This window comes from Ideonella sp. BN130291 (genome assembly GCF_036231905.1).
Classification (GTDB): domain Bacteria; phylum Pseudomonadota; class Gammaproteobacteria; order Burkholderiales; family Burkholderiaceae_C; genus CAMLIZ01.
In genome coordinates, this window is sequence record NZ_JAZARE010000003.1 from 502,143 (window position 1) to 527,345 (window position 25,203).

The following is a 25,203-nucleotide window of genomic DNA, read 5'->3' on the forward strand; positions in this document are numbered from 1 at the left end:
CAGGGCTCACTCCACCTGGGTGCGCGGCCCACCCGGCCGCCCGTGGCCACCCTCGCGCGGGCGCTGGCCGCGGCCTTCGCCCTCGTCCCGCGCCTGGGTTTCACGCGGCGGCTGCGCGTGCGGCGCCGCTGCAGGCGGTGGTGTCGGTGGGCGCGCCAGCTCGCGCTGGGCTGCGGGTGGCTGGGGCTGCGCAGGCGGCGGCATGGCACGTGCAGCGGGCGGCCCGTCGCCGCGGCGGACGGGGACGTCGTGGCGCGACGGCGGCGGTGGCACCATGCGCGGCTCAGCCAGCTGCGCTGGCGTCGGCCGGGCGGCTGCAGGTGCGGGCGTCGCGGCCGCGGCCGCGGGCGCCGGTGTCGCGCCGGGCGGGGCAGCGGCAGCTGGCGCTGCAGCGGGCGCGTTCGCCATGCCCGAGGCAGGTGCCTCGCGGCGCGACGGCGCCACCACGACCCCATGGCTGCGACGCCCATCCGCTGGCCGCCCTTGTGCTTCGCCGCTGCGCCCCGGGGGCGGAGGCACATAAGCGGTGGGCTGCGGCGCGTGCCCCTGTGCGGGGGCAACCGCGGTGGTGGTGCCCGGCATGGTGGGCGCGGGCCGGGCCCCCGCGGGCGGTGGCGGCGGCAGCGGCACCGTGGCCTTCTGCGACGCCAGCTGCTGCGCCATGCGCGGATCCACGGTGCGCGCCACGTTGGCCACCGGCTGGCGCTGCTTCAGCACGTCCGAAGGCACCACGGTGACACCACCCGGCACGCCGCGGTTGGTGTACATCACCGGCCCCCGCGGTGGCTGGCCGGGGCGGTAGAAGCGATCGGGCGCGTGCGGGTTCAAGTGGCGCCAGTAGCCCGGGCCCACCGGATAGGCGGGGTAGTACACCTCGCGCGGCGCCAGCGGCACCCAGCCCACCAGCGGCGGCGAGCCGATGTGGATGGACACGCTCACCTGCGGCCCGCCGACCCAGCCCACCAGGGCCGGCGCATACACCGGCCGCGCGACGTAACTGCCGGGCGCCCAGGCCCAGCGGCCGCCCCACCAGAACCAGCGTCCATAGTGGAAGGGCGCAAATCCCCACGGCGCCTCGTCGACCCAGGTCCAGCCCCAGGGCCGCACCCAGGCCCAGCGGCCATGGCGGTACGGTGCCCAGCTCGGTGCCACCTGCACCGGCACCCAGATCGTTCCGTATTCCGGATGGCGGTCCCAGCGGCCGTAGCGGTCCAGGTCCTCGTAGCCCGTCATCTCGGGCGACACATACCGCGCGGTGGCATTGCGCTCGTCGCGGCGGTCTTCCGCCTGCACCCAGTCGGTGAAGCTGTCCTGCGGCATGCCGGCCCAGGTGTAGTGGGTGACGCTGCCTTCCTTCCAGAACTCGGCACGTTGGCCTCGCGGCACCACCAGGGTGCTGTCGGGCGCTTCGAAGCGCAGCTCGCCGTCCCATACGTTGGCGGCGCTCAGGGTGTCGTCACGGTCGATGCGGTAGTGGCCGGGGCGCTGCGGCGTGAAGCTGCCCTCGGCGGTGAGCAACTGGAACTCGGCTGCGGTTTCCCGGCTGCGCAGCCGGGCCGCGACACTGCCACGCTCCAGCTGCAGGCGCATGCGCTGGTCGTCCAGTTGCACCAGCGCCAGTTCGGTGTCGGCCGCCACGCGCACGGTGGTCGAGCCGATGCGCAGCTCGGCCTGGCCGTCGCGGTCGGTGGCCAGCCGGTCGCCGGTGGTCAGCGGCCGATTGCGCTCGGCGGCCACCCACTCACCCTGGTCGGTGTCATACATCCACACCGTGCCGTGGAATTGCGCCAGCCGGCCCACGCGGCCGGGCGGGTCCGCCCATGCGGCACCGCACAAAACCAGAGTCAGCAACAGGGCAGCAACACGCTGCACACCGCTCGCGAACGGCCGCATTGAACACCTCGCAGCAAGAACCTGGAGGTACAACGCGCGAACACAAGGCCCAGCCGACCGGCTTTACTCGTCGTCGGCGCCCGGATCGAGCTCGGGGAACAGCACGCTGATGTAACCCAGCTGTGTCAGGTCGCGCATGCGGGTGGGGTAGAGCCGGCCGATCAGGTGGTCGCACTCATGCTGCACCACCCGGGCGTGGAAACCGTCGGCCTCGCGCTCGATGCGCTCGCCCTTGGGGCCGAAACCCGTGTAGCGGATGCGGGTGTAACGCGGCACCCGTCCGCGCAGGCCGGGCACCGACAGGCAGCCCTCCCAGCCCTCTTCTTCATCGGCCGACAAGGGCGTGATCACCGGATTGATCAGCACGGTGCGTGGCACCGGCGGCGCGTCGGGGTAGCGCTCGTTGCGGGTGAAACCAAAGATCACCAGCTGCAGGTCCACGCCGATCTGCGGCGCGGCCAGGCCGGCACCGTTGGCCGCCGCCATGGTGTCGAACATGTCGGCGATCAGCGCATGCAGCTCGGGCGTGTCGAACTCGGTCACCGGGGGCGCCACGCGCAGCAAGCGCGGGTCGCCCATCTTGAGGATTTCGCGAACGGCCATCGGCAAATTATGGCCGCCCGCTTCACGTCACGCGGCAATGCGGAATTGCGAAACCGTATCCGTCAACCGCGCCGCCTGGGACTTCAGGCTCTCGGCGGCCGCGGTGCTCTGCTCCACCAGCGCGGCGTTCTGCTGCGTCATGTTGTCCAGGTCGGTCACCGCGGTGCCGATCTGGCCGATGCCCGACTCCTGCTCCACCGACGCATGGGTGATCTCGTTGACCAGGGTCGACACCTGGCGCACGCGCTGCACGATGTCCTGCATGGTGCTGCCCGCTTCGCTCACCAGCTTGCTGCCGCCTTCCACGCGCTCCACGCTGTCGGAGATCAGCGTCTTGATCTCCTTGGCCGCCTGTGCGCTGCGCTGGGCCAGGTTGCGCACCTCGCCGGCCACCACGGCAAAGCCGCGGCCCTGCTCGCCGGCCCGCGCGGCTTCCACCGCCGCGTTCAGCGCGAGGATGTTGGTCTGGAAGGCGATGCCATCGATCACGCCGATGATCTCGGTGATGCGCTTGCTGGAGGCCTGGATCTCCTCCATGCGGCGCACCACTTCATTGACCGCCTCGCCGCCCTGGGCCGCCACTTCGGACGCGGAGGCCGCGAGTTCGCTCGCCTGGCGTGCCGACGAGGTGTTCTGCCGCACCGTGCCGGTGAGCTGGGTCATGGAGGCGCTGGTTTCCTGCAGGCTGCTGGCCTGCTGCTCGGTGCGTGAGCTCAGGTCCAGGTTGCCGCGAGCGATCTCCTGGCTGGCGGTCGCCACAGATTCAGCCGACTGCTGGATGTCGCGCACCATCGAACGCAGGCCCTGCTGCATCTCGTGCATCGCGGCCAGCAGGCTGGAGTTGTCATGGCTGCGCAGGCGGATCTGCTCACCCAGGTCGCCGGCGGCAATGCGGCGGGCCACTTCGCGGGCATAGGTGGGTTCACCACCGAGCTGGCGCGTGAGCGAGCGGGTGATCGCCGCGCCCAGCGCCGCAGCCAGCGCCACGGCCAGCAGCGCACCACCGGCCAGGCCGACGGCCGCGGCCGCATAACCGGCATTCATGCCGGACACCCGGTCAGCGGTGCGTTTGGTCTGCAGGTCGATCAGCGCCTGCATCGCGGCAAACCATTCGGTCTGCGGCTTCTGCACCTTGTCGATCAGGGTCTCGGCCGCGGTTTCCTTCATGCCACGCTGGGCCTGCTCGATGGATTCGTCGAACAGCGGCAGCACCACCGTGCGCATCTGGCCGATGGTGGCGTAAAGCTTCTTTTCCTCCGGGTCGTTGGCGATCAGCTTGCCGAGCGCGGCATAGCTGTCGTCGAACCGCTTGCGCGACGCGGCCTGGGCGTCCTTCTGGGCGTTCTGCACGTCGGTGTTGCGTGTGACGATCAGCGTGCGCACCGACTGCGCGATGCCGTCCAGCTCCGCGCGCATGCGCCAGGCCAGGTCGGTCTTCTTGTTGTTCTCGCCGACGATCACGTCGACGCCCTGCTTCACCGAGCTCAACACCCACCACGCACCGCCCGCCATGAGCAGCAGCAGCGCCAGCGAGGTGCCGAAACCCAGGGCCAGCCGCTGGCCGACCGTGATGCGCCTGAACCAATCCATCGATGTCTCCAGTGGAAAAAGTCACGAACCGGTGTGCGCCGCCCACGCCACGCACACAGGTTGTCACTGGATATCGACGGGGGTTCCCGGTTCTGAAGGGCCGCTTTGGCGCCGGAACAGCGCGTTATTCCGCGGAGCGCAGCAGGGCCAGCAGCCCTGCTTCGTCCAACACCGCCACGCCCAGCTCGTTGGCCTTGTCGAGCTTGCTGCCCGCTTCCGAGCCGGCCACGACGAAGTGCGTCTTCTTGGACACCGAGCCGGACACCTTGCCCCCGGCCGCCTCGATCAGGTCCTTGGCATCGTCGCGGCTCAGCGTGGGCAGCGTGCCGGTGAGCACAAAGGTCTTGCCCGCCAGCGGCTTGGGGGTGGTGTCGGCCTCCACGCCGGCGTGTTCGTCCCAGCTGATGCCAGCGGCACGCAACTGCTCTGCCACCTCGCGGTTGTGCGGCTGGTCAAAAAAAGCGCGGATGCTCTGGGCCACCACCGGGCCCACGTCCTTCACCTGCAGCAGTTGCTCCAGGCTGGCGTCCATGATGCGGTCAAGCGAGCCGAAGTGCTTGGCCAGGTCCTTGGCAGTGGTTTCGCCCACCTGGCGAATACCGAGCGCATAGAGGAAGCGGCCCAGCGTGGTGCGCTTGCTCTTGTCCAGCGCGGCCACCAGGTTCTGCGCGCTCTTGTCGGCCATGCGCTCCAGCGCGGCCAGCTTCGCCACGCCGAGCTTGTACAGGTCCGGGAGGGTGCGCACGATGCCGCCTTCGATCAGCTGGTCGACGATCTTCTCGCCCAGGCCTTCGATGTCCATGGCGCGCCGGCCGGCGAAGTGCAGGATCGCCTGCTTGCGCTGCGCCGCGCAGAACAGGCCGCCAGTGCAGCGATGGTCCACGCCGCCCTTCTCCCGCAGCACGTCGCTGCCGCACACCGGGCACTGGCGTGGCATGCGGAAGTTCGGCACATAGCCGCTGCGTTTGCCCGGCACCACACCCACCACCTCGGGAATCACGTCGCCCGCGCGCCGCACGATCACCGTATCACCCACCCGCACGCGCTTGCGGCGCAGCTCGAACAGGTTGTGCAAGGTGGCGTTGCTCACCGTGGTGCCGCCCACGAACACCGGCTGCAGCTTGGCCACCGGCGTGAGCTTGCCGGTGCGGCCCACCTGCACATCGATGCCGTTGACCACCGTCATCTGCTCCTGCGCCGGGTACTTGTGGGCCACGGCCCAGCGCGGCTCGCGGCTCACGAAGCCCAGGCGCTGCTGCAGCGCGCGCGAGTTGACCTTGTAGACCACGCCGTCGATGTCGAAGGGCAGCGCGTCGCGCTTGGCGCCGATGCGCTGGTGGAACGCGATCAGCCCGGCAGCGCCCTGGGTGACCGTGCGTTCCTTGTCCACCGGCAGGCCCATGCGGTGCAGCGCGTCCAGCATGGCGGAGTGCGTGGCCGGCACGTCCCAGCCCTGCACGTCGCCCAGCCCGTAGGCAAAGAAGTTGAGCGGCTTGCCGTCGAGTGCCGCCGGGTCCAGCTGGCGCACGGCACCGGCCGCGGTATTGCGCGGGTTGACGAAGGTGCGTTCCCCCTTGTCGCGCAGCCGGGCGTTCATCTGCTCGAAGCGGTCGCGCCGCATGTACACCTCGCCGCGCACTTCGAGCACCGGCACGTCCACGCCGTGCAGCCGCAGCGGGATCTGCGGGATCTTGCGGATGTTGTGCGTGACGTCCTCGCCCACCTCGCCGTCGCCGCGGGTGGCGGCCTGCACCAGCACGCCCTCCTCGTAGCGCAGGTTGATCGCCAGGCCGTCGAACTTCAGTTCGGCCGCGTACTCCACGGGCGCGTCCGCCTCGGTCAGGCGCAGCTCGCGCCGCACCCTGGCGTCGAAGTTCAGCGCGCCGCTGTCCTCGGTGTCCGTCTCGGTGCGGATGCTGAGCATCGGAACGGTGTGCCGCACCGGCGTGAGCGACGGCAGCACCGCGCCGCCGACGCGTTGTGTGGGCGAGTCCGGCGTGCGCAGCTCGGGATGCGCCTCCTCCAGCGCCTGCAGTTCGCGGAACAGCCGGTCGTACTCCGCGTCCGGGATCTCCGGGTCGTCGAGCACGTAGTAGCGGTGGGCGTGGTGGTGCAGTTCGCGGCGCAACTCAGCGGCGCGGTCGGCGATCTTCTGCTCGGTCATGGCGAGATTGTCACTCGCACCGCAGGGCCTGCCGCACGGCCCAGGCCAGCGTGCGCACGTACGCGTTCACCTGCTCCGCCGGCACATTGGCATAGCCCAGCACCAGCCCGTTGAGCGGCGTGCCGCCGCCCACTGTGTAGGTGGACAGGGCGCGCGGCTCCAGCCCGCGTGCCTGGGCATGGCGCACGACCTCGCGGTCGTCCACCGTGGGCGGCAGCGCCAGGGCGAGATGCATGCCGCCCTCGCCAGGCGACAGCGCCGGCGGCATCGGCCAGGCCTGCTGCAATGCCTGGCGCAACGCAGCCTGCCGCTCGGCATAGAGCCGCCGCATGCGGCGCAGGTGCGCGGTGAATTCGCCGTCGTGGATGAAGGCGGCCAGTGCCTCCTGCTCCGCCACCCGCCCCGGCGCCAGCCGCCGCGCCAGCGCCGGCATCACGGCGTTCACCGCCGCCTCCGGCAGCACGGCGTAGGCCAGCCGCAGCGCCGGGTAGAGCGTCTTGCTGAAGGTGCCCAGGTAGACCACCGGCGCGTCCGGCGCGAGCCCCTGCATCGCGGCCAGCGGCACGCCGCGGCAGAACTCGCTGTCGTAATCGTCCTCCAGGATCCAGCTGCCGGTGCGCCGTGCCTGCTCGATCAGCGCGAGCCGCCGCGGCAACGACAAGGGCACACCCAGCGGGTACTGGTGCGACGGCGTGGTGTACACCAGCCGCGGCGGTTGGCGCCGCCACAGCGCGGCCGTGGGCGCCAGGCCCTCGCTGTCCACGGGCACGGGCACGAGCTGCAGCCCGGCGCTCACAAACGCCGTGCTGGCGCCCATGTAGCCGGGATGTTCCATCCACACCCGCTCACCAGGGTCGGCCAGCAGCTGCGCGCATAGCGCCAGGCTCTCCTGCGTGCCGCTGGTCACCACCACCTGCTCCGGCTCGCATCGAACACCCCGCGAAGCACGCAGGTAGCCGGCGATCGCCGCGCGCAGCACCGGCTCGCCGCAGACGTCGCGGCCGGCCAGCGTGGCCGAGTTCACCACCCGCCAGGCCTGCGCGACACGCCGGCGCCAGCGCTCGAGCGGAAACTGGTCCAGCGCCGGAATGCCGGGCAGGAACGGCAGCGGTGTCTCGTCTTCGCCCGGTGGCAGCGTGCTCGGCAGCGCACGCCGCGCCAGCGGCGGCAGGCTGGGCGGCGAAGCCACGGATGCCTGCGTTGGCGCCGCGCCCGGGCGCGGCCCGAGGTGGCAGACCACCGTGCCCTGCCGGTCGGCAGTGAGGTAGCCCTCGGTCGTCAGCTGCTCATAGGCATGCAGCACGGTGTTGCGCCCCAACCCCAGCTCGCGCGCCAGCACGCGCGAAGCCGGCAGCACCGCTCCGGCTTCCAGCGTGCCGTCGATCACGGCCGCGCGCACCACCTCGGCCAGGCGCCGGCGCACGGTCTGCCCGGCCGGGCGCTGCGCAAGCTGGTGGCGCAGCAGCAGCATCGTGTCGATCATCCCTGGCTCCCCCAAAACCGGTGATTGTGGCTCTTTGAGAGGAGCCACAGCGCCGTTAGCCTTGCGTGCCGTTTCCCTCATCGCCCAGAAGGCCCACGCCATGCCAGAGCACCTGCCGCCCTCCGATCGCACCCGTGTCCGCCGTGTCCCGCAGCGGGGCCACTACGACCGCGAGACCGTGCACGCCATCGTCGATGCGGCCTACCTGTGCCACGTCGCGTTCACCGACGCGCACGGCGTGCACTGCATCCCCACCGCCTGCTGGCGCGAAGACGACCATCTCTACGTCCACGGCTCCAACGGCAGCCGCATGCTGCGTGCGCTGGCCGAGGGTGGCCAGGCGTGCGTGACGATCACCCACCTCGACGGGCTGGTGCTGGCGCGCTCGGCCTTCCACCACTCGATGAACTATCGGTCGGTGGTGGTGTACGGCCGCTTCGATGTGGTGCCGGCCGAGCACAAGCCTGCCTCCCTGGACCGTTTCATGGACCGCATCGCTCCCGGCCGCAAGCTGCAGGTGCGCCCCGGCGACGCGAGCGAGCTGGCCGCGACCACGATCCTGCGCATGCCCCTGGACGAGTCGTCCGCCAAGGTGCGCAGTGGCGGCCCGAAGGACGACGAGGCCGACATGGCCATCCCGGTGTGGGCGGGCGTGCTGCCGATCACCATGGGCCGCGGCACGCCGCAACCTGATGGCGACATCGCGCGCGAGACGCCGGACTACGTGCGCGGCTGGCCGTGCACGGCGGCGTGACAGCTCGCGAGGCTGAGAGCCTCATCGCTCCATGCGGAAGCGGTCGAACACCACGCCCTGGAACGGCTCGGTCACCACGCGCGCGAGCACGAAGCCGGCGCGCTGGAACACCGGCACGCTGAAAGGCGTGGCCCAGGCACAAAAGCGCTGCAGGCCGCGCTGCTGCGCAGCGCCGAGTGCATGGCGCAACAAGGCGCTGCCGATGCCCTGGCGGGTGGCGGCCGCGGCCACGTAGAGCGAGCGCACTTCGCCGCTGTCGTCCACGCCGCAGAAGCCGAGCACCGCGGCGCCATGGTCCTGCTGTGCGATCCAGGTGCTTGCACCTGCCACGTAGTCGTGGAAGCCCGGCCCATCGGCCGCGAACCGGGCCCAGGCCGCCACCTGTTGCGGCGTGTAGCACCATGAACCCAGTGCGCGGGCGGTATCGGCATACAGTGCGGCCAGTGCCGGCACGTCGGCCTCGCCGGCGGGGCGCAGGTGCCAGGCGGGCGTGCAGTTGTTCATCGCGCCAGCATGCCATGTGCCGGTGGATCGAAGATGCTTTTCTGCTCGAGGTGCTCCATGACATTGCTTCGCTGCCTTCAAGCCTTTGCGGTGTCCAGCCTGCTGCTGGCTGGCGCCTGCACCGCCACCACGGCGTCCACCGCGGCGGGGGACGCCAGCCAGCCGGCGGCGTCCAGCCCCGCCGGCAACACCGCTGCGGGCACCAGCGCTGCGGCGCTCTTGACCCAGCTGCAACAGGCCGTCGGCACCGCCGCCTGCAAGGAGGACGCCGAATGCCGCACGCTGCCGGTGGGCGCCAAGGCCTGTGGTGGGCCGTCCGGCTACATCGCGTGGTCTGCCACCCAGAGCGACGGCGCCTTGCTGGAGCGGCTGGCCCGTGAGCATGCCAAGGCGGAAAGCGCCCGGAACGCGCGTTCCGGGATGGTGTCCAACTGCATGATGGAAAGCGATCCGGGCGCACGGTGCGTGGCCCAGCGCTGCGTGCTGCGGGGCAGGGGCGCCGCCGCCGCGCAATAAGCACGCTGCACCAAAAGAAAAAACGGCCGTGGGTGCGGCCGTTTTTCATGCGCGGGAACGCTCAGCGCCTGGCGGCTGCCAGTGCCTTGCGCCCGGCCGGGCTGCCAGCCTCGGTGGTGCCCACTGCGACGGTGTCGATGGACACCAGGCTGCTGCCGATGGCCGCGTTGCTGCCGTCCTTGTACTGCAGCACGCCCAGGTAGCGCTGGCCGGCCGCGGCCGACCAGCTGGTGGCCACCGTGGCCGTGCCGCCCAGGAACACCTTGGACGGCCCGGCCGCACGCAGGTTGCCGCCCTGGTCACCCGGGTTCACGACCCAGGCGGACAGCTTGAAGGTCGACACGCCATTCTTCGGCGCATACCCGATCACGCAAGCCTGGTACGAGCCGGCTGCCGGCTGGCGCAGGTCCACGTTCTCGTTGGCGGTGGGGCCGCCGCTGCTGCCCACCAGGGTGCTGCCGTTGTAGATCTCGAGGTCGAGATCGTCCTGCCCGGCGCCCGAGGTGTCGCTGTCGAACAGCGCAAAGCGTGCGTGCAAGGCCCCTGCCGGCACGTTGAACGGGAAGCAGGTGGTGGCGTCCTGGGCCACCGTGCCCGTCTTCACGCTGGCGGGCACCAGCCCGGCAGGCAGCACCTTCAGCGTGCCGTCATAGCCGGTGCCGATGGTGAAGCTCTTGCCGCCAGCCGCCCGGGTGTCGGTAATGATCGACGGGCCGCTGAACAAGGTGCCCTTGGCGCTGAGCGGGCTGCGCACCTGGGTGCTGCCGCTGGTCCACACCAGGTTGCCGAAGACCCAGTCCCCCACGGCCGCGGAGCCGCGGGCGAGCTTCACGTCGAACTGCCCGGTCTGGCCCGGTGCCAGCGTGAGGCTGCTGGGCACCACGCTCACTGTGTAGCCCGGCAGGCTGGCACTGGCCACATAGGTGGTCGTGGCGTTGCCGACGTTGGTCACCGCGCGGTGCAGCGTGGCCTTGCCCAGCACCTCGGCCGTGAGCGAGGGCAGGTTCAGGTTGTACGCCGGGATGGAGCCATAGGTCACGCAGGTGCTGGAGTTGGCGGCCAGCGCGCCCACGCCACACAGGAAGCGCAGGTAGTCGGGCGTGTCGGCGTCGTACACCAGGCCCGGGTAGGCCGCGCCGTTCGGGTTGACGTGCCCGGCGCCGTAGCCCCAGCGATCGGGGTCCGCCGCGCCGCTGGGCAGCTTGATCGTGCCAGCGGTCGTCATGATGGCCGACTTGATGGCGGCCGGCGACCACGTGGGATGCAGCTGCTTCAGCAGCGCGCCAATGCCGGCCACGTGCGGGCTCGCCATGGAGGTGCCCTGCAGGTACGCCGCGGCACCGGGCGGCACCAGGGCGCCGGCGGCGATGGCGTCGTGCTCGGCCTGCGAGGTGGGCTGGTAGGCGTAGGCGGCGAGGATCGCCACGCCAGGCGCGCTGATGTCCGGCTTCAGGATGTTCGGGTTGGCCAGGTTGGGCCCACGCGAGGAGAAGTCCGCCATCACCGGCGCCACCACGCCCGGCGTCTGCGCCGCCACGCCGATGGAGGCGGTGGCGCCTGCCAGCGCGGCGTAGTCGTGCACCGCCGTGTAGGCCGCGGACGTGAGGTGAACGGTGGGCACGAAGTGCGCGTCGTCGGCCACGTCGGTGGCCCCGGTCGGCGTGTTCACCAGGATCATGCCCACGCCGCCGGCGCGCTTGACCTCCTGGCTCTTTTCCACCCGGGCATTGCTGCCGCGGTCACAGACCACGATCTTGCCCGCCACCCGCGAGGGATCCAGCGTGTTGAGGAAGCAGCGCTGCGCGTCAGCCACCGGCGCGCCGGCAGCCGCCACAGCCACCGCATTCACCAGCGGTGCCGCCGGCAGACCCTGCGACTGCGAGGGCCCGGTGAACTTGCTGCCGTTGCCCAGCGTCACCGTGGCGGTGTAGAGCCGGTCGTGCGTGGACGCAGCCACCGTGGTGAGCCATGGGCTCATGTGCGCGACGGTGTTGCCCGGGCCGCTGTTGCCCGCGGACGTCGCGACGAACACGCCGGCCGCCGAGGCGTTGAGGAAGGCCACTTCCACCGGATCGAGGAAGTTGGTGCGTGTGCCGCTGATCGAGTAGTTGATGACGTCCACGCCATCGGCCACCGCGGTGTCGATCGCCTTGACGCTGTCGCCGTTGAAGCAGGAGTTCTTGAAACCGCCCGGCTCGGCCGGTGCCACGAAGGTCCAGCAGACCTTGTAGGCGGCCAGGCGCGCGCGCGGCGCCATGCCGGAGATGCTGCCGGCCGAGATGCCGTTGACGATGGCGTTCACATCGGAGTTGCCGGCCGCGGTGGACGCGGTGTGGTCGCCGTGGCCGTCCTGGTCGCGCGGCGACACGTAGTCGCTGGGGTACAGCACGTTGCCCGACGACTTGAAGCTCGCGTCGAAGTAGCGTGCACCGATCAGCTTGTTGTTGCAATGCGAGGACGAGAAACCCTGGCCGGTCTGGCAGGTGCCTTTCCACTTGGCCGGCGGCGGGCCATAGGCCGGCGTGCCGGTCGCGGCGGGCTTGCCGTTGGCGTCCACCTTGTCGGCGTAGGACAGGTTCTCCGGCCAGATGCCGGTGTCCACGATGCCGACGATGATGTCTTCGCCTTTGACCGGCCGGCTGGCGGCGTCCAGCTGCGACCACAAGCCGCCCGGGGCGCTCAGGCCCAGGAAGGCCGGTGTGCGGCTGGTGTCGACGCTGCGCGGCTCGTCGGCGGTGACGGCCACCACGCCCTGAGTGGCTTGCAGCTTCTGCACTTCAGCGGGCGTCAGCAGTGCGGAGAAGCCGTTGAACACCACGTTGTAGCGGTGCAGCACCGGCGCGCCGGCCACCTGGGCCAGCGCGTTGCTGCGCTGGGCGTCCAGGTAGCCGATGTAGGCCTGCGCGGCCGTGGCATTGACGTTGAGCTTGGTGCCCGGCGCAGGCTTGGTGGGTGCATAACCGCTCACGCCACCGGCGTAGGTGGCCACCGGCGCGTCGGCCAGCTGCACGATGTAGGGTTTGCGGGCGGCCTGCTGCGCACCGGCGGTGGCGGCCATTGCCGCCAGCCCGAGCGCGAGGGCCAGTCGATGGAAGGACATGGTATGTCTCCTGTTCAGCGGGCCGGGCGGCGCGAGCGGGCGATCAGCCCGGCGATGCCAAGGGCCATGAGCGCGATCGTCGAGGGCTCGGGAATCGGCTGCAGGTGGATGTTGTCCAGCGCGAACTGGCCGAGGTTCTGGTTGGGGTTGGAGCAGGCGCCGTCTTCGTCCCAGGTGCAGGCAAAAAACTCCACCGAGCGCAGCCAGCCCAGGCCGCTCAGGGGCGCGGTGCCGCTGCCATAGGTCTTGAAAGCAAAGCTGCCTTCTGCGCCGCTGGGCGCGAACTGGAAGGACTTGTAGATGGTGTCGCCAGCCTCGGTGATGGCCCGCAGCTGGATGGACCCGGCGGCCGTGTCCGGCAGGGGGAAAGGCGCGATGAAGCCGGCATCGAAGCCGAGCAGCTGGAAGGTCTGGTGGTTGCCGTAGGTCAGCGCCACGTGGCCGTCGTTGAAGCCCTGGAAGAACTGCGTGTCGTTGCCCGTGGGGCACACCGCGATGAAGCAGCCTGCGGCCGTGTCCACCGCGCCAAATTCGTTGAGCACGCTGAGCTGGAAGCCGCTGTCCAGCACCGCTTCGCCGCTGAAATACAGCCGCGCTTCGGCCGCCTCGAAATCCAGGTTTGCCACCGCGGCTTGCGCGATCGGAGCCGCCAGGGCCAGTGCTGCTGCCGCGATGGCCGTGGCGGCCCGTCGCGATCCACTCTGCTTCACCATGCAATCACCTCAAGAAGTTGGGTCAGACGATGATCTGTGGGCATTCCTTCCGCGGCGGTTGACGCCGAATCGGAGGAATGAACTCCCTTCGCCGGCCACGGAGTGGCAGCGAAGGGCACGATCATCGTGAGACTTGAGGGGTTGCGGGCGTTTGGGCACTACGAACTAGGGGGGCCGCTTTCCCTAGTGCCTGGGGACTTCAGCTGAACAGGCGGCGCGCGGCGGCGGATCCGGCCGCGAGGTCGCGCTCCTCCAGCGCCCGGTACAGCTGCTTCAGCTCTTCGCCGATGGCGGCGAAGGCATGCAGGGTGATGGGCAGGCCCTGCTCGTCGACCAGTTCGGCCTCCATGTCGCCGGCCAGCGCCCGCGCGGCCTCCTGCCAGGCGGCAAAGGGCTCCGCGCTTTCTTCGGTCTGCGGCACGTCCAGGCTGAGCGTCAGGTCGCGCACGGCGGCCTGGTTCGGGTCGTCGGCAAGTGCCGCCTGCGGATCGAAGCCGAGGATGAGCACCGGCGGCGCGCCCTCTTCCGCCGCCGGCAGCACCAGCCGGCCCGGCACCGCGCCCGGCACGAAGCCGTGGCGCGCCGCGCACTGCTGGATGTAGCCCACCGACCAGGCCACCGAGGCGGCACGCAGGTGCACGGTGAGGTGTGCGTCGTGCGGGCTGGCAAAACCGTCGAGCTCGCGCGCACGCGCCACCACGTCGATCATGTCGGGAAAGTCGGCCATCGCGCCGATGCTCTCGGCAAAGGCCTCCACCTTCTGCACGAACTCGGAATATTCGATCTGGTTCAGCGCACCGTGGCGGTTGGCCAGTTGCACGCCGGCCTGGAACTCGCCATAGCGCTGGCCCGGAAGAGGCTGCTCCCACTCGCCGGTTTCCGCATTCAGGCCCTCGATGATGAAGGGCTTGGTGCCCGCACGCCGCGACGGCGGCAGGTGCATCAGCGCCAGCTCGCCGGTGACCGGCGCCTCCAGGGTGAGCGGTGCGATGGCATCGATCAGCGCGTCCAACCGGGCGCTGCGGCGCTGGGCCGCGAGACGCAGCTCGGGCAGGGGCAGGTCCAGCGCGGCTTCGGTGGCGGACGCTGGTTCGGCCCCGGTCGCCTCGGCAGCAGGTGCAGCAGCCCCGTCCATCGACGGCTCCACTCGGCCGGTGGCCGGCAGGGCGCCTTCGGGCTCGGCACGGCGCGGGCTCGCCCTGCGCGCCGACCAGGCGCCATGCGCCACCACCGCCGCCAGCACCAAGCCCGCCAGCACCGCGAGTGCCACTGTCAGCGTCATCAGGCCTCCGCCATGCTGAGCGCGGCTTCCATGTCCACCGCCACGATGCGCGACACGCCCTGCTCCTGCATGGTCACGCCGATCAGCTGGCGTGCCATCTCCATCGCGATCTTGTTGTGCGAGATGAAGAGGAACTGCGTGCCCTTGCTGGACATCTCGGTCACCAGCTTGGCGTAGCGCTCGGTGTTGGCGTCGTCCAGCGGCGCGTCCACCTCGTCCAGCAGGCAGAAAGGCGCCGGATTCAGCATGAAGATGGCGAACACCAGCGCGATCGCGGTCAGCGCCTTCTCCCCGCCGGACAGCAGGTGGATGGTGCTGTTCTTCTTGCCGGGCGGCTGGGCCATCACCTGCACGCCGGCGTCCAGGATCTCGTCGCCGGTCATCACCAGCCTGGCATTGCCGCCGCCGAACAAGGTGGGGAACATGCGGCCGAAGTGCTCGTTGACCTGGTTGAAGGTCTGGCCCAGCAGGTCGCGGGTTTCCAGGTCGATCTTGTGGATGGCGTCCTCCAGCGTGTTGATCGCGTCGTTGAGGTCGGCGTTCTGCGCATCGAGGAAGGTCTTGCGCTCGCGGGCGGTGGTCAGCTCGTCCAGCGCGGCCAGGTTCACCGCGCCCAGCGCGGCCACCTCGCGGTTGATGCGGTCGATCTCGCCCTGCAGGCCCCACAGCTTCACGTTGTTGTCGGCGATGCCCTGGGCCAGCGCTTCGAGGTTGACCTCGGCGGCGGTCAACTGCTCCATGTACTGGGCGCCACCCAGGGCCGCCGCCTGCTCTTCCAGTTGCAGCTTGGTGATCTTCTCGCGCAGCGGCTCCAGGCTGCGCTCGAAGCTCAGGCGCTGCTCGTCGGCCTGGCGCAGCTTGGCGGACAGGTCGTCGTAGGCAGAGCGCGTGGCCGCCAGCGCCTGCTCGCGCTCCAGCCGCAGGGCCAGGGCCTCCTGCAGCCCGGCCTGCGCAGCGGCGTCGTTGAAACCGGACAGCTCCTGCTCCAGCTGGGCCACCGACTGTTCGTTGGCCGCCACCTGCTGCACCGCGGTTTCGATGGCGCGCTGCAGCTCGCCGCGTCGTGCGGCCAGCGAGCGGGCGGAAAACTGCGCTTCCTGCGCCTGGCGCTCCAGCGCGCGCAGCTGCTCGCGTGCGTCGGCCAGCTTGCGCTCGGCGTTGATCACGGCCTCGTCCAGCTCGGCGTGGCGCTCCTGCGTGGTGGCGAGCTGCATGTCCAGCTCTTCGAAGCGGCCCTCGCCGGTGACACGGCGTTCGTTCAGCTCCTCGAGCTGGCCATCGATCTCGGCCAGCTCTTCTTCCAGCTGGTTGCGCCGGCTGCTGGTGGCTTCGGCCTGCTGGCTCAGGCGCAGCAGCTCCACTTGCAGCTGGTGGGCCCGGGTCTGCGTTTCGGCCGCCTCGCGGCGCACGCTCACCAGGCGCGTGGAGGCCTCGGTGTAGGCGGCTTCACCACGGATCAGCGCACTCTTCGCTTCTTCAGCGATGAGCACCTGGGCACGCAGCTGGCGCTCCAGGTTCTCGATCTCCTGCGCGCGCTGCAGCATGCCGGCCTGCTCGCTGTCGGGCGCGTAAAAGGCCACCGCGTACTGCGACACCGCATGGCCCTCGCGGGTCATGATGACCTCCCCGTGCGTGAGCTTGCCGCGGTTGGCCAGCGCCTCGTCGATGCTGGCCGCGGTGTACACGCCTTCGAGCCAGTCGTTGAGCAGCGCCTTCAGGCCGGCATCGCCGAGCTGTAGCAGGTCGCTCAGGCGCGGCAGGGTCTGGTGGGTGTTGGGGATCGCCGCAGTAGGCGGCGTGTAGAAAGCCAGCTTGGCGGGCGGCGCATCGGCAGCAAAGGCGCGCACGGTCTCGATGCGGCCCACCTCCAGCGCATTGAGGCGTTCACGCAGCGCCGATTCCAGCGCGGTCTCCCAGCCGTTTTCGATGTGGATGCGGGTCCACAGGCCCTGCAGGCTGTCCAGGCCGTGTTTGGCCAGCCAAGGCTTGAGCTTGCCTTCCGTCTGCACCTTCTCCTGCAAGGCACGCAGCGCGTCCAGGCGGGCGCTGAGCTCGGCCTGCTTCCCGCTTTCGCGGTTCACCGCGTCCTGCTGGTTGCGGCGCTGCTCGTCCAGGGCCGGCACCTGCTCGCCCAGCTCATGCAGGCGTTCGTCGGCCACGGCCTGCGCTTCGCTGGCCGACTCGGCCTGCGCCTTCAGCTCCGCCAGGCGCTGGGTGTCGGGCGCGGCCAAGCCCTGGCGTTCGCTGGCCAGGCGCTCGCGCCGGCCCTTGAGCTGGCGGCTCTGCTCGTCGATGTTGCGGCTCTCGGCGGCCAGCAGCTGGATCTGCTGCTGCACCTGCGCCACCACGTTGCGCTGTTCGTTGGCCTTGCCTTGCGCAGCGCGCACCGCGTCCTCGAACGTGGGCAGTTGCCCGGCCTGCTCCTCGGCTTGCGCCGCCAGGATCTCGGCCTGCTCCTCGGCGGCGGAGATCTGCTCGGCGATGCGCTCCAGCTCCTCGGCCGCCTGCTCGCGCCGCTCGGTCCACTGGTCGCTCTGAGCTTTCAGTTCGGCCAGCCGGGCTTCGGCGCGCTGGCGGCCTTCCACCACATAGCGGATGCGCTCTTCCAGCCGGCTCACTTCCAGCGCCGCCTCGGCCAGCGAGCCTTGTTTGGCATGCAGCTCGTCGCTGGCGGCGTAGTGCGCCTGGCGCACCGTTTCCAGCTCAGCCTCCACATGGCGAAGCTCGGCCAAACGGGCTTCCAGCGCGTTGGTGGCTTCGCCGATGGCCGTCTTCACCCGCTGTTCCTCGCTGGCGGCGTCGCGGTGCTTGAGGAACCAGAGCTGGTGCAGCTTGAGCGTGCCCTGCTCCTGCAGCTGGCGGTACTGCGTGGCCACCTCGGCCTGCTTCTCCAGCTTGTCGAGGTTGTTGTTCAGCTCGCGCAGGATGTCTTCCACACGGACCAGGTTTTCGCGCGTGTCCTTCAGCCGGTTTTCGGTCTCGCGCCGGCGCTCCTTGTACTTGGACACACCCGCGGCTTCCTCGAGAAACATGCGCAGTTCCTCGGGCTTGGATTCGATGATGCGGCTGATGGTGCCCTGGCCGATGATGGCGTAGGCGCGCGGCCCCAGGCCGGTGCCCAAGAACACGTCCTGCACGTCGCGGCGGCGCACCGGCTGGTTGTTGATGTAGTAACTGGAGGTGCCGTCGCGGGTGAGCACGCGTTTCACCGCGATCTCGCCGAACTGGTTCCACTGGCCGCCGGCGCGCGCGTCCGAGTTGTCGAACACCAGCTCCACGCTCGCCCGGCTGGCCGGCTTGCGGTTGCCGGAGCCGTTGAAGATCACGTCCTGCATGGATTCGCCACGCAGCTCGGACGCCTTGCTCTCACCCAGCACCCAGCGCACCGCGTCCATGATGTTGGACTTGCCGCAGCCGTTGGGGCCCACCACACCCACCAGCTGGCCCGGCAGGTGAAAGGTGGTGGGCTCGGCAAACGACTTGAAGCCCGAGAGCTTGATGGAGTTCAGGCGCATGGGGAGCGGCGAGCTGCTATGCAGCTAACCCATTGATTTACCAAGGAAAACCGGCGCTTGCACAGCGCCGGAAGTGGCGCGGATGATACCATCGCCCCATGGTCAAGACCCCCCACAAAACGGCCTCCAAGGCCGCCGCCAAGCGCCCCTCACAACGCGCGATCCAGCAGCGCGAAATGCCGCCCAACCCGCCCTCGGCGCCCAGCAAGGAACTGCATGTGTTCCCCAACCCGGCCCCCGAGCGCGACTACGTCATCCAGTTCCAGGTGCCGGAATTCACCTGCCACTGCCCGCTCACCGGCCAGCCGGACTTCGCGCACTTCACGATCGACATGATCTGCGACGAACTCTGCGTGGAGTTGAAGAGCCTGAAGATGTACTTCTGGAGCTACCGCAACGAGGGTGCGTTCCACGAGAAGGTCACCAACACCATCCTGGACGACATCGTGCAGGCCACCGACCCGCGCTACATCCGCATCGCGGCCAGGTGGTATGTGCGCGGCGGCATCTACACCAACGTGGTGGCCGAGCACCGCAAAAAGGGCTGGACGCCCCAGCCGGTGGTGCAGCTGCCGCAGCACGGCGCGCAGACCGGGCTGCTGTGAGCGCCTTGGCATGAGCGCGCTGGCGGACCACCCCCACTACCAGAAGTTCGCCGTGCGGGTGGCGCGCAGCGCGATCGATGGCTTCGGCGTGTTTGCCGCGGAAAGCGTGCCCCCGCGGCTGAAGATCGGCGAGATCCGCGGCGAGTCCATCACGATCGCCGAAGCGCGGCGCCGTGCCGCCAGCCAGCAGCGCATCATGATCGTGGAGATCTCCAGCAAGCGGGCGATCGACGCGTCCAAGTCCAGCGACCCGATGCGCTTCACCAACCACTCCTGCCAGCCGAACGCGCGCCTGTCCATCCGCGATGGGCGCATCGAGTTCTATGCGCTGCGCGCGATTGCGGTGGGCGAGGAGATCACCGTGAACTATGGCGAGACGCACCATGAAGGGCGCCTGGCCTGCCGCTGCGGCGCAGCGGGCTGCGTAGGCCGGCTCTGAGCTTCACGGGGCTGTTGCGGGCCGCCCCGGCGGGCTTGATTCAGCCGGGCCGACCGAGATCCATCGTCCAGTAGGTCGGATAGGTGTTGCCCGAGGTGCCGGGGACACACGCCAGCCCCATGTGCTGGAAGCTCGGGTTCATGATGTTGGCGCAATGCCCCGGGCTGGCCATCCAGCCGTCCACCACGCCCTGGATGGAGGTCTGCCCGGCGGCGATGTTCTCCGCGATGCTGCTCCAGCCGTAGCCGGTGGCGTCCACGCGCTGGGCCAGCGTGCTCTGGTTGGAGCCGGTGTGGGAGAAGAAGTTGTTCGCCTGCATGTCCTGCGAATGGGCGGTGGCCGCCTGCGTGAGGCGATCACTCCAGGCGATGGCCGGCGCCGGCCCGAACTGGCCATGGTCACCGCAGTTGGCGCCGCTGGCGCGCCACTGGTTGACGCGAGCCAGCGCGGTGGCGGCAAAGTCGCTGAAGCCACAGGTGGCGCTGGCGGTGGGCGGCTGGTTCGGATTGCCGGGCGTCGGCTCGGCTGGCGAATCGCCCCCTCCGCCGCAACCGGCCAACATCGCACCGCACCACAGTGCGGCCAGCCAAGGTGTCCGGCGGTGCATGGAACGGGTTGCCATGGGAAGCAAGGAGCAAGTCATGGGCCCGAGCCTACCTCCAGCGCTGGCCCACGCCGTTCCGGACACTGGGGCGGCACCGGGTCGGACAACAACCCGCAATCGAACTAGGGATTGACAGCCTCCAGCGTCTCTTGGTGAGGCAACGTAACTTCGAGCGGGTGAGCTGTTTCCAGGCCTGGGTCCGTGCGTGCCCGGCCGGCCCAGGGGGAGCCGTGCGGCCACCGTGAAGCGGTTCACGCCGGGGCAACCAGCACGGTGGCCGGCCCCGGTTACACAACACTGCACCCGCTCACCAGTGCCGCACCGGTTGCCCTTAGCCTTGCAGATCGTCGACCGGCTCGCGGCCCACGCCGCCTTCACCAGGCTTCCCGCTTTTCTTCCTTCTCCTGTCGCAACCCGCGCGGGCACACCCCGCCTTTGCGCACCAACACCCCCCGCCCATGACGTCCCACCGCTGTTCCCGCTTGTCCCTCGTTCGCATCGACCTGCTGGTCTTGTCGGTGGCCGCCACCTGCGCTGTGGGCGCACATGCCGCCGACACGGTCAAGCCGACCCTGAACCTCAACGCCCCTTCGCCCGGCGCCACCACCACGGGCACCAGCACGTCGATGAACGGCAATGTGTCGGACGACGTCGGCGTGAGCCGGGTGGACTGGCGCAATGACCGCGGCGGCAGCGGTTCAGCCTCGTTCAGGGCCGGCAGCCGCCTCAGCCTGTGGACGGTGGACGCGGTGGCCTTGCAGACCGGCACGAACAACCTCACGGTGACGGCCTACGATGCCGCCGGCAATGCCACCCAGAAGACGGTGACGGTGACCCGCAGCGCGACGACACCGCCGCCTCCGCCACCCCCTGCGCCGCCGCCCCCGGCTCCGGCGCCTCCGCCCTCCAGCGGCTACAGCTGCACGGACGCCAACGTGCTGTGCGTGGACGACACCGCTGGCGCCACCCAGCGCTACGCCACCATCCAGGCCGCCGCTTCCGCGGCCAAGCCGGGCAACGTGGTGCTGGTGCACAGCGGCAACTACGCCGGCTTCACAGTCAGCACGTCCGGCACCGCCACGCAGCCGATCCGCTTCATCGCCAACGCGAGCGACGTGGTCATCAACCGCGGCGGCAACTCCGAGTACGACGGCGTGCGGCTGAACAACGTCAGCTACGTGCAGATCGAGGGCTTCACGATCCGCAACGACAGCACCAGCAGCCCGCGCATCAACCGCTGCATCTCCGCCCGCGGCGCCACCCCCACCAGCCCGATGCACGGCAACGTTGTCCGCAACAACACCTGCACACTGGCAAACGCCGAAGGGGTCTACCTGTCGCAGTTTGCAGACGGCCTGGTGGAGGGCAACACGATTTCCAGGGCCGGACAGAACGGCCAGGCCCGCATGCACGGCCTGTACCTCGCCAATGCCGGCAGCAACAACACCACCATCCGCGGCAACCGTATCTTCGACAACAAGAATGCCGAAGGAAACGGCATCCATGCCAACGGCGACCTCTCGATCGGGGGCAGCGGGCTGATCCGCAACGTCGTGATCGAAGGCAACACGATCTACGGCAACGGCCAGAGCGGCATCAACATGGATGGTGTGCAGGACTCCACCCTGCAGAACAACCTGGTGTATGGCAATGCCCGCCATGCGATCCGCGACTACCAGATCGACGCCGCCGCCGGTGCCGCGCGCCTGCGCATCGTGAACAACACCCTGGTCGCCACGGGCGGCTGGGCGGTCAAGCTCAGCGAGGACGCGGGCGGCCATGTAATCTTCAACAACATCCTGGCGGGCTCCAGCGGCAGCCTGAGCGTGGGCACCACCACCGGGCTGGTGTCCAACAGCAACGTGGTCACCTCGGTGTTCTCCTACGACAACGAGTCCACCACCGTGTCGCTGTCGACCTGGCGCAGCAAGACCGGGCAGGACGGCGCCACCCAGAGCAGCACCACCAGCGCGCTGTTCACCAACCCGTCCGCCGGCGACTACACCTTGTCCACCGGATCCGTGGCGCGCAACAAGGGCGTGGCCACGCTGAACGGCGTGTCGGCGCCGCCCAAGGACATCGTCGGCACCGCGCGGCCGCAGGCCGGCGCGATCGACATCGGTGCCTACGAGATGAAGTAACACCCCCGGGCCGGCCCTTGGCGCGGCCGGCACCGCGATTGCCGCAGCGCTGGCATGGCCACCGCAAGACAAGCACAGTTGCGCATCGGCATCTCCGGCTGGCGCTACGAGCCCTGGCGCGGTGTGTTCTATCCGGACGGCCTGCCCCAGCGCCGCGAGCTGGAATACGCCTCGCGCATGGTGCCCACGATCGAGATCAACGGCTCGTTCTATTCGCTGCAGCGGCCGGAGTTCTACGCCGAGTGGCACGACGCCACGCCCGGGGACTTCGTGTTCGCGGTCAAGGGCCCGAAGTACATCACCCACATGCTGCGGCTCACGCGCTTCGAGACGCCGCTGGCCAACTTCTTCGCCTCCGGCGTGTTCGAGCTGAAGGCCAAGTTCGGGCCCATCCTCTGGCAGTTCCCGCCGATGATGGCCTTCAAGCCCGAGCGCTTCGAGGCCTTCTTCGAGATGCTGCCGCGCGACACCGAAGCGGCAGCCGCGCTCGCCCGGCACCACGACGCGCGCCTGGAGAGGCGCAACAGCCTCGATATCGACAAGAAGCGTCCGCTGCGGCATGCGGTGGAGATCCGCCATCCCAGCTTCGTCGATGAAGCCTTCGTCGCCATGCTGAGGCGGCACAACATCGCGCTGGTGGTGGCCGACACCGCCGGCAAGTGGCCGCTGCTGGAAGACCTGACCGCCGACTTCGTGTACGTGCGGCTGCACGGCGACAAGGAGCTCTATGCCAGCGGCTACAGCGACGAGGCGCTGCAGCGCTGGGCCGAGCGCATGCAGGCCTGGAGCCAGGGGCGGCAGGTGGCGGACGCCCGCCTGGCCTCGCCCAAGGCCGCACCGCGGCGGGCCCGGCGCGACATCTACTGCTACTTCGACAACGACGTGAAGGTGCATGCGCCCTATGACGCCGCCACGCTGGCGCGCAAGCTCGGGCTGCCCAGCCCGCTGGGCCTGAAAGGCGTGCCGACCTGGCCGGCCGGCTGGGAGGCACCGCGGCCGCGCCCCCGCGCCACCGGCTTCGGCACCCGCCCGCCGACGGAGCGCCCGCGCCGATAATCGGCGCCATGAACCCCCTGCTTTCGCGCCTGCAGCCCTACCCCTTCGAGCGGCTGCGGGAGCTGCTGCACGACGTCACGCCCGCCCCGGCCCACCGCCCCATCAGCCTGGGCATGGGCGAGCCCAAACACCCCACGCCCGAGCTCATCAAACAAGCCCTGGTGGGCGCGCTGGACGGCCTGGCCAACTATCCCGCCACCGCCGGCGAGTCTGCCCTGCGCGAAGCGTGCGCCGGCTGGCTGCAACGCCGCTACGGCGTGGCGGTGGATCCGGCGACGCAGGTGCTGCCGGTGAACGGCTCGCGCGAAGCGCTGTTCGCGCTGGCCCAGACGCTGATCGACCCCACCCGCGATGGCGCCTGGGGCGGGCCGGTGGTCGTGTGCCCGAATCCGTTCTATCAAATTTACGAAGGCGCGGCCCTGCTGGCCGGCGCCACGCCGGCCTTTGCCAACAGCAACCCGGCGCGCAACTTCGCGGCCGACTGGTCGCAGATCGACGACGCCACCTGGGCGCGCTGCCAGCTGCTGTATGTGTGCTCGCCCGGCAATCCGGCCGGGGCGGTGATGCCGCTGCAGGAATGGGCCCGGCTGTTCGAGCTGTCGGACCGCTTCGGTTTCGTGATCGCCTCCGACGAGTGTTATTCGGAGATCTACTTCCGCGACGAGCCCCCGATGGGCGGTTTGGAGGCGGCCTGGAAGCTGGGGCGCAACGACTTCCGCAACCTGGTGCTGCTGACCAGCCTGTCCAAGCGCTCCAACGTGCCCGGCATGCGTTCCGGTTTTGCTGCCGGCGACGCCCGGCTGCTCAAGCGCTTTTTGCTCTACCGCACCTACCACGGCAGCGCCATGCCGCCGGCCACCCAGCGCGCCAGCATCGCGGCCTGGAACGACGAAGCGCATGTGGCGGAGAACCGGGCGCTGTACCGGCGCAAGTTCGCCGAGGTGACGCCGCTGCTGGCGCCGGTGCTGGACGTGCAGCTGCCCGATGCCGGCTTCTACCTTTGGGCCAAAGTACCGAAAACGGCGTGCGGCGGCTCGGACACCGAGTTCGCCCGCCAACTGCTCGCTCAATACAATGTCACGGTCCTGCCCGGCAGTTACCTCGCCCGAGAGGCTCACGGCATCAACCCGGGCGCCGGCCGCATCCGCATGGCCCTGGTGGCCGGTGCCGCCGAATGCCTGGAAGCCGCCCAGCGCATCGTGTCCTTCGTGCAATCCTCCCGCTGACTTCACCGCACCCACCATGCCCACCGACCTGCAGCTACTCCAGTCCACCATCGACCTTGCCTGGGACAACCGCGGCCAGATCTCGCCCGCCTCCTCGCCCAAGGTGCTCGAAGCCGTGGAAGACGCGGTGTCGGAGCTCAACGCCGGCCGCCTGCGCGTGGCGGAGAAGATCAACGGCGAGTGGGTGACGCACCAGTGGCTCAAGAAGGCGGTGCTGCTTTACTTCCGCCTGCACGACAACAAGTTGATGAAGGGCGGCGAGTACGCCCAGTTCTTCGACAAGGTGCCGCTGAAGTTCAGCCACCTGAGCGAGGCGCAGCTGCGCGAGACCGGCGTGCGCGTGGTGCCGCCGGCCGTGGCCCGCCATGGCAGCTTCATCGCCAAGGGCGCGGTGCTGATGCCCTCCTACGTGAACATCGGCGCCTATGTCGACGAAGGCACCATGGTGGACACCTGGTCCACCGTGGGCTCCTGCGCGCAGATCGGCAAGAACGTGCACCTGTCCGGCGGCGTGGGCATCGGCGGCGTGCTGGAGCCGCTGCAGGCCAACCCGACCATCATCGAGGACAACTGCTTCATCGGCGCGCGTTCGGAAGTGGTGGAAGGCGTGATCGTGGAAGAGAACTCCGTCATCGCGATGGGCGTGTTCATCAGCCAGAGCACCCCGATCTACGACCGCGCCAGCGGCACCATCAGCTACGGCCGCGTGCCGGCCGGCTCGGTGGTGGTGGCCGGCTCCCTGCCGCGCGATGGCGGCAAGTACAACCTGGCCGCGGCGGTCATCGTCAAGCGCGTGGACGCGCAGACACGTTCCAAGACGAGCATCAACGAGTTGCTGCGGGACTGAGGCGCCGCCGCCTCAGCCCCGCAGCAGCTCGCGCCGTATGTTTCGCTCCCCCAAGCCCCCTCCAAGCGGGGGCTCCAGGCCAAGGGCCTGGAGCCCCTTCGGGGGTTCAGTGGGCTCCCCCAGCCCCCGCCAAGCGGGGGCTCCAGCGTGAATCACGAAGCCGGCCTG

Annotated in this window: 19 protein-coding genes; 8 read left to right on the forward strand and 11 right to left on the reverse strand. The window is 69.7% G+C overall.

The features are described 5' to 3' along the window. Nucleotides 1-6: 6 nt before the first annotated feature. The 5 genes from VPH43_RS08640 to pdxR all read right to left on the reverse strand — a co-directional run bounded on the left by VPH43_RS08640 (nt 7) and on the right by pdxR (nt 7,733). Entirely contained in the window at nt 7-1,851 is a 1,845-nt protein-coding gene (locus tag VPH43_RS08640) for a DUF6600 domain-containing protein (RefSeq protein WP_328577269.1), read from the reverse strand. 105 nt (nt 1,852-1,956) lie between these two features. Further along, complete coding sequence (gene def, locus VPH43_RS08645) at nt 1,957-2,496, reverse strand: peptide deformylase (RefSeq protein WP_328577270.1); 540 nt, start codon at nt 2,494-2,496, stop codon at nt 1,957-1,959. Between the two features lie 27 nt (nt 2,497-2,523). Further along, nucleotides 2,524-4,086 (reverse strand): methyl-accepting chemotaxis protein, encoded by a 1,563-nt coding sequence (locus VPH43_RS08650; RefSeq protein ID WP_328577271.1) that lies wholly within the window; start codon nt 4,084-4,086, stop codon nt 2,524-2,526. Between the two features lie 124 nt (nt 4,087-4,210). Beyond that, nucleotides 4,211-6,250 (reverse strand): NAD-dependent DNA ligase LigA, encoded by a 2,040-nt coding sequence (gene ligA, locus VPH43_RS08655; RefSeq protein ID WP_328577272.1) that lies wholly within the window; start codon nt 6,248-6,250, stop codon nt 4,211-4,213. Between the two features lie 10 nt (nt 6,251-6,260). Then, nucleotides 6,261-7,733, reverse strand: a complete 1,473-nt coding sequence (pdxR, locus tag VPH43_RS08660) for a MocR-like pyridoxine biosynthesis transcription factor PdxR (protein ID WP_328577273.1) — start codon at nt 7,731-7,733, stop codon at nt 6,261-6,263. A 100-nt stretch (nt 7,734-7,833) separates the two neighbouring features. On the opposite strand from pdxR, the gene VPH43_RS08665 reads away from it, so the two are divergent. Continuing rightward, a complete protein-coding gene (locus VPH43_RS08665) occupies nt 7,834-8,487 on the forward strand; it encodes a pyridoxamine 5'-phosphate oxidase family protein (protein ID WP_328577274.1) in 654 nt (217 codons plus the stop codon). 21 nt (nt 8,488-8,508) lie between these two features. On the opposite strand, the gene VPH43_RS08670 is transcribed toward VPH43_RS08665, so the two are convergent. Continuing rightward, nucleotides 8,509-8,991 (reverse strand): GNAT family N-acetyltransferase, encoded by a 483-nt coding sequence (locus tag VPH43_RS08670; protein WP_328577275.1) that lies wholly within the window; start codon nt 8,989-8,991, stop codon nt 8,509-8,511. A gap of 57 nt (nt 8,992-9,048) precedes the next feature. On the opposite strand from VPH43_RS08670, the gene VPH43_RS08675 reads away from it, so the two are divergent. Continuing rightward, the gene (locus VPH43_RS08675) at nt 9,049-9,507 is read left to right on the forward strand and encodes a hypothetical protein (protein WP_328577276.1); all 459 of its coding nucleotides are present in this window, start codon (nt 9,049-9,051) and stop codon (nt 9,505-9,507) included. A gap of 61 nt (nt 9,508-9,568) precedes the next feature. On the opposite strand, the gene VPH43_RS08680 is transcribed toward VPH43_RS08675, so the two are convergent. The 4 genes from VPH43_RS08680 to smc form a co-directional block, all read right to left on the reverse strand. Further along, nucleotides 9,569-12,607 (reverse strand): S8 family peptidase, encoded by a 3,039-nt coding sequence (locus VPH43_RS08680; RefSeq protein WP_328577277.1) that lies wholly within the window; start codon nt 12,605-12,607, stop codon nt 9,569-9,571. A 14-nt stretch (nt 12,608-12,621) separates the two neighbouring features. Continuing rightward, nucleotides 12,622-13,320 carry an NF038120 family PEP-CTERM protein gene (locus VPH43_RS08685; RefSeq protein ID WP_328577278.1) on the reverse strand — a complete coding sequence of 233 codons (699 nt, stop codon included), beginning with the start codon at nt 13,318-13,320 and terminating at the stop codon, nt 12,622-12,624. A gap of 199 nt (nt 13,321-13,519) precedes the next feature. Then, nucleotides 13,520-14,602, reverse strand: a complete 1,083-nt coding sequence (locus tag VPH43_RS08690; RefSeq protein ID WP_328577279.1) for a cell division protein FtsZ — start codon at nt 14,600-14,602, stop codon at nt 13,520-13,522. Further along, nucleotides 14,602-18,117 carry a chromosome segregation protein SMC gene (smc, locus tag VPH43_RS08695; protein ID WP_328577280.1) on the reverse strand — a complete coding sequence of 1,172 codons (3,516 nt, stop codon included), beginning with the start codon at nt 18,115-18,117 and terminating at the stop codon, nt 14,602-14,604. Before smc ends, VPH43_RS08690 begins: the two co-directional genes overlap by 1 nt. 176 nt (nt 18,118-18,293) lie before the next feature. Between smc and queF the strand changes: the two genes are divergently transcribed. Together queF and VPH43_RS08705 are read left to right on the forward strand one after the other, a co-directional pair. Beyond that, entirely contained in the window at nt 18,294-18,722 is a 429-nt protein-coding gene (gene queF / locus VPH43_RS08700) for a preQ(1) synthase (RefSeq protein WP_328577395.1), read from the forward strand. A 10-nt stretch (nt 18,723-18,732) separates the two neighbouring features. Continuing rightward, nucleotides 18,733-19,161, forward strand: a complete 429-nt coding sequence (locus tag VPH43_RS08705) for an SET domain-containing protein (RefSeq protein ID WP_328577281.1) — start codon at nt 18,733-18,735, stop codon at nt 19,159-19,161. 40 nt (nt 19,162-19,201) lie between these two features. On the opposite strand, the gene VPH43_RS08710 is transcribed toward VPH43_RS08705, so the two are convergent. Beyond that, nucleotides 19,202-19,783 (reverse strand): CAP domain-containing protein, encoded by a 582-nt coding sequence (locus tag VPH43_RS08710; RefSeq protein WP_328577282.1) that lies wholly within the window; start codon nt 19,781-19,783, stop codon nt 19,202-19,204. 440 nt (nt 19,784-20,223) lie between these two features. Between VPH43_RS08710 and VPH43_RS08715 the strand changes: the two genes are divergently transcribed. The 4 genes from VPH43_RS08715 to dapD are packed head-to-tail and all read left to right on the forward strand — an operon-like array spanning nt 20,224 to nt 25,035. Next, the gene (locus VPH43_RS08715; RefSeq protein WP_328577283.1) at nt 20,224-21,906 is read left to right on the forward strand and encodes a right-handed parallel beta-helix repeat-containing protein; all 1,683 of its coding nucleotides are present in this window, start codon (nt 20,224-20,226) and stop codon (nt 21,904-21,906) included. Nucleotides 21,907-21,960: 54 nt separating this feature from the next. Beyond that, nucleotides 21,961-22,962, forward strand: coding sequence for a DUF72 domain-containing protein (locus tag VPH43_RS08720; RefSeq protein ID WP_328577284.1), 1,002 nt, complete (start codon nt 21,961-21,963; stop codon nt 22,960-22,962). Between the two features lie 8 nt (nt 22,963-22,970). Continuing rightward, complete coding sequence (gene dapC / locus VPH43_RS08725; RefSeq protein WP_328577285.1) at nt 22,971-24,188, forward strand: succinyldiaminopimelate transaminase; 1,218 nt, start codon at nt 22,971-22,973, stop codon at nt 24,186-24,188. A 16-nt stretch (nt 24,189-24,204) separates the two neighbouring features. Beyond that, nucleotides 24,205-25,035, forward strand: a complete 831-nt coding sequence (gene dapD / locus VPH43_RS08730) for a 2,3,4,5-tetrahydropyridine-2,6-dicarboxylate N-succinyltransferase (RefSeq protein ID WP_328577286.1) — start codon at nt 24,205-24,207, stop codon at nt 25,033-25,035. Nucleotides 25,036-25,203 lie beyond the last annotated feature (168 nt).

What these genes read in the sequence shown, in the direction of transcription:
- VPH43_RS08705 (WP_328577281.1), top strand. Translation starts at nt 18,733, where the DNA reads ATGAGCGCGCTGGCGGACCACCCCCACTACCAGAAGTTCGCCGTGCGG.
- def (WP_328577270.1), bottom strand. Translation starts at nt 2,496, where the DNA reads ATGGCCGTTCGCGAAATCCTCAAGATGGGCGACCCGCGCTTGCTGCGC.
- pdxR (WP_328577273.1), bottom strand. Translation starts at nt 7,733, where the DNA reads ATGATCGACACGATGCTGCTGCTGCGCCACCAGCTTGCGCAGCGCCCG.
- VPH43_RS08690 (WP_328577279.1), bottom strand. Translation starts at nt 14,602, where the DNA reads ATGACGCTGACAGTGGCACTCGCGGTGCTGGCGGGCTTGGTGCTGGCG.
- VPH43_RS08670 (WP_328577275.1), bottom strand. Translation starts at nt 8,991, where the DNA reads ATGAACAACTGCACGCCCGCCTGGCACCTGCGCCCCGCCGGCGAGGCC.
- VPH43_RS08715 (WP_328577283.1), top strand. Translation starts at nt 20,224, where the DNA reads ATGACGTCCCACCGCTGTTCCCGCTTGTCCCTCGTTCGCATCGACCTG.
- VPH43_RS08680 (WP_328577277.1), bottom strand. Translation starts at nt 12,607, where the DNA reads ATGTCCTTCCATCGACTGGCCCTCGCGCTCGGGCTGGCGGCAATGGCC.
- ligA (WP_328577272.1), bottom strand. Translation starts at nt 6,250, where the DNA reads ATGACCGAGCAGAAGATCGCCGACCGCGCCGCTGAGTTGCGCCGCGAA.
- VPH43_RS08665 (WP_328577274.1), top strand. Translation starts at nt 7,834, where the DNA reads ATGCCAGAGCACCTGCCGCCCTCCGATCGCACCCGTGTCCGCCGTGTC.
- dapC (WP_328577285.1), top strand. Translation starts at nt 22,971, where the DNA reads ATGAACCCCCTGCTTTCGCGCCTGCAGCCCTACCCCTTCGAGCGGCTG.
- queF (WP_328577395.1), top strand. Translation starts at nt 18,294, where the DNA reads ATGCCGCCCAACCCGCCCTCGGCGCCCAGCAAGGAACTGCATGTGTTC.
- VPH43_RS08675 (WP_328577276.1), top strand. Translation starts at nt 9,049, where the DNA reads ATGACATTGCTTCGCTGCCTTCAAGCCTTTGCGGTGTCCAGCCTGCTG.
- VPH43_RS08710 (WP_328577282.1), bottom strand. Translation starts at nt 19,783, where the DNA reads ATGGCAACCCGTTCCATGCACCGCCGGACACCTTGGCTGGCCGCACTG.
- VPH43_RS08685 (WP_328577278.1), bottom strand. Translation starts at nt 13,320, where the DNA reads ATGGTGAAGCAGAGTGGATCGCGACGGGCCGCCACGGCCATCGCGGCA.
- VPH43_RS08720 (WP_328577284.1), top strand. Translation starts at nt 21,961, where the DNA reads ATGGCCACCGCAAGACAAGCACAGTTGCGCATCGGCATCTCCGGCTGG.
- smc (WP_328577280.1), bottom strand. Translation starts at nt 18,117, where the DNA reads ATGCGCCTGAACTCCATCAAGCTCTCGGGCTTCAAGTCGTTTGCCGAG.
- dapD (WP_328577286.1), top strand. Translation starts at nt 24,205, where the DNA reads ATGCCCACCGACCTGCAGCTACTCCAGTCCACCATCGACCTTGCCTGG.
- VPH43_RS08650 (WP_328577271.1), bottom strand. Translation starts at nt 4,086, where the DNA reads ATGGATTGGTTCAGGCGCATCACGGTCGGCCAGCGGCTGGCCCTGGGT.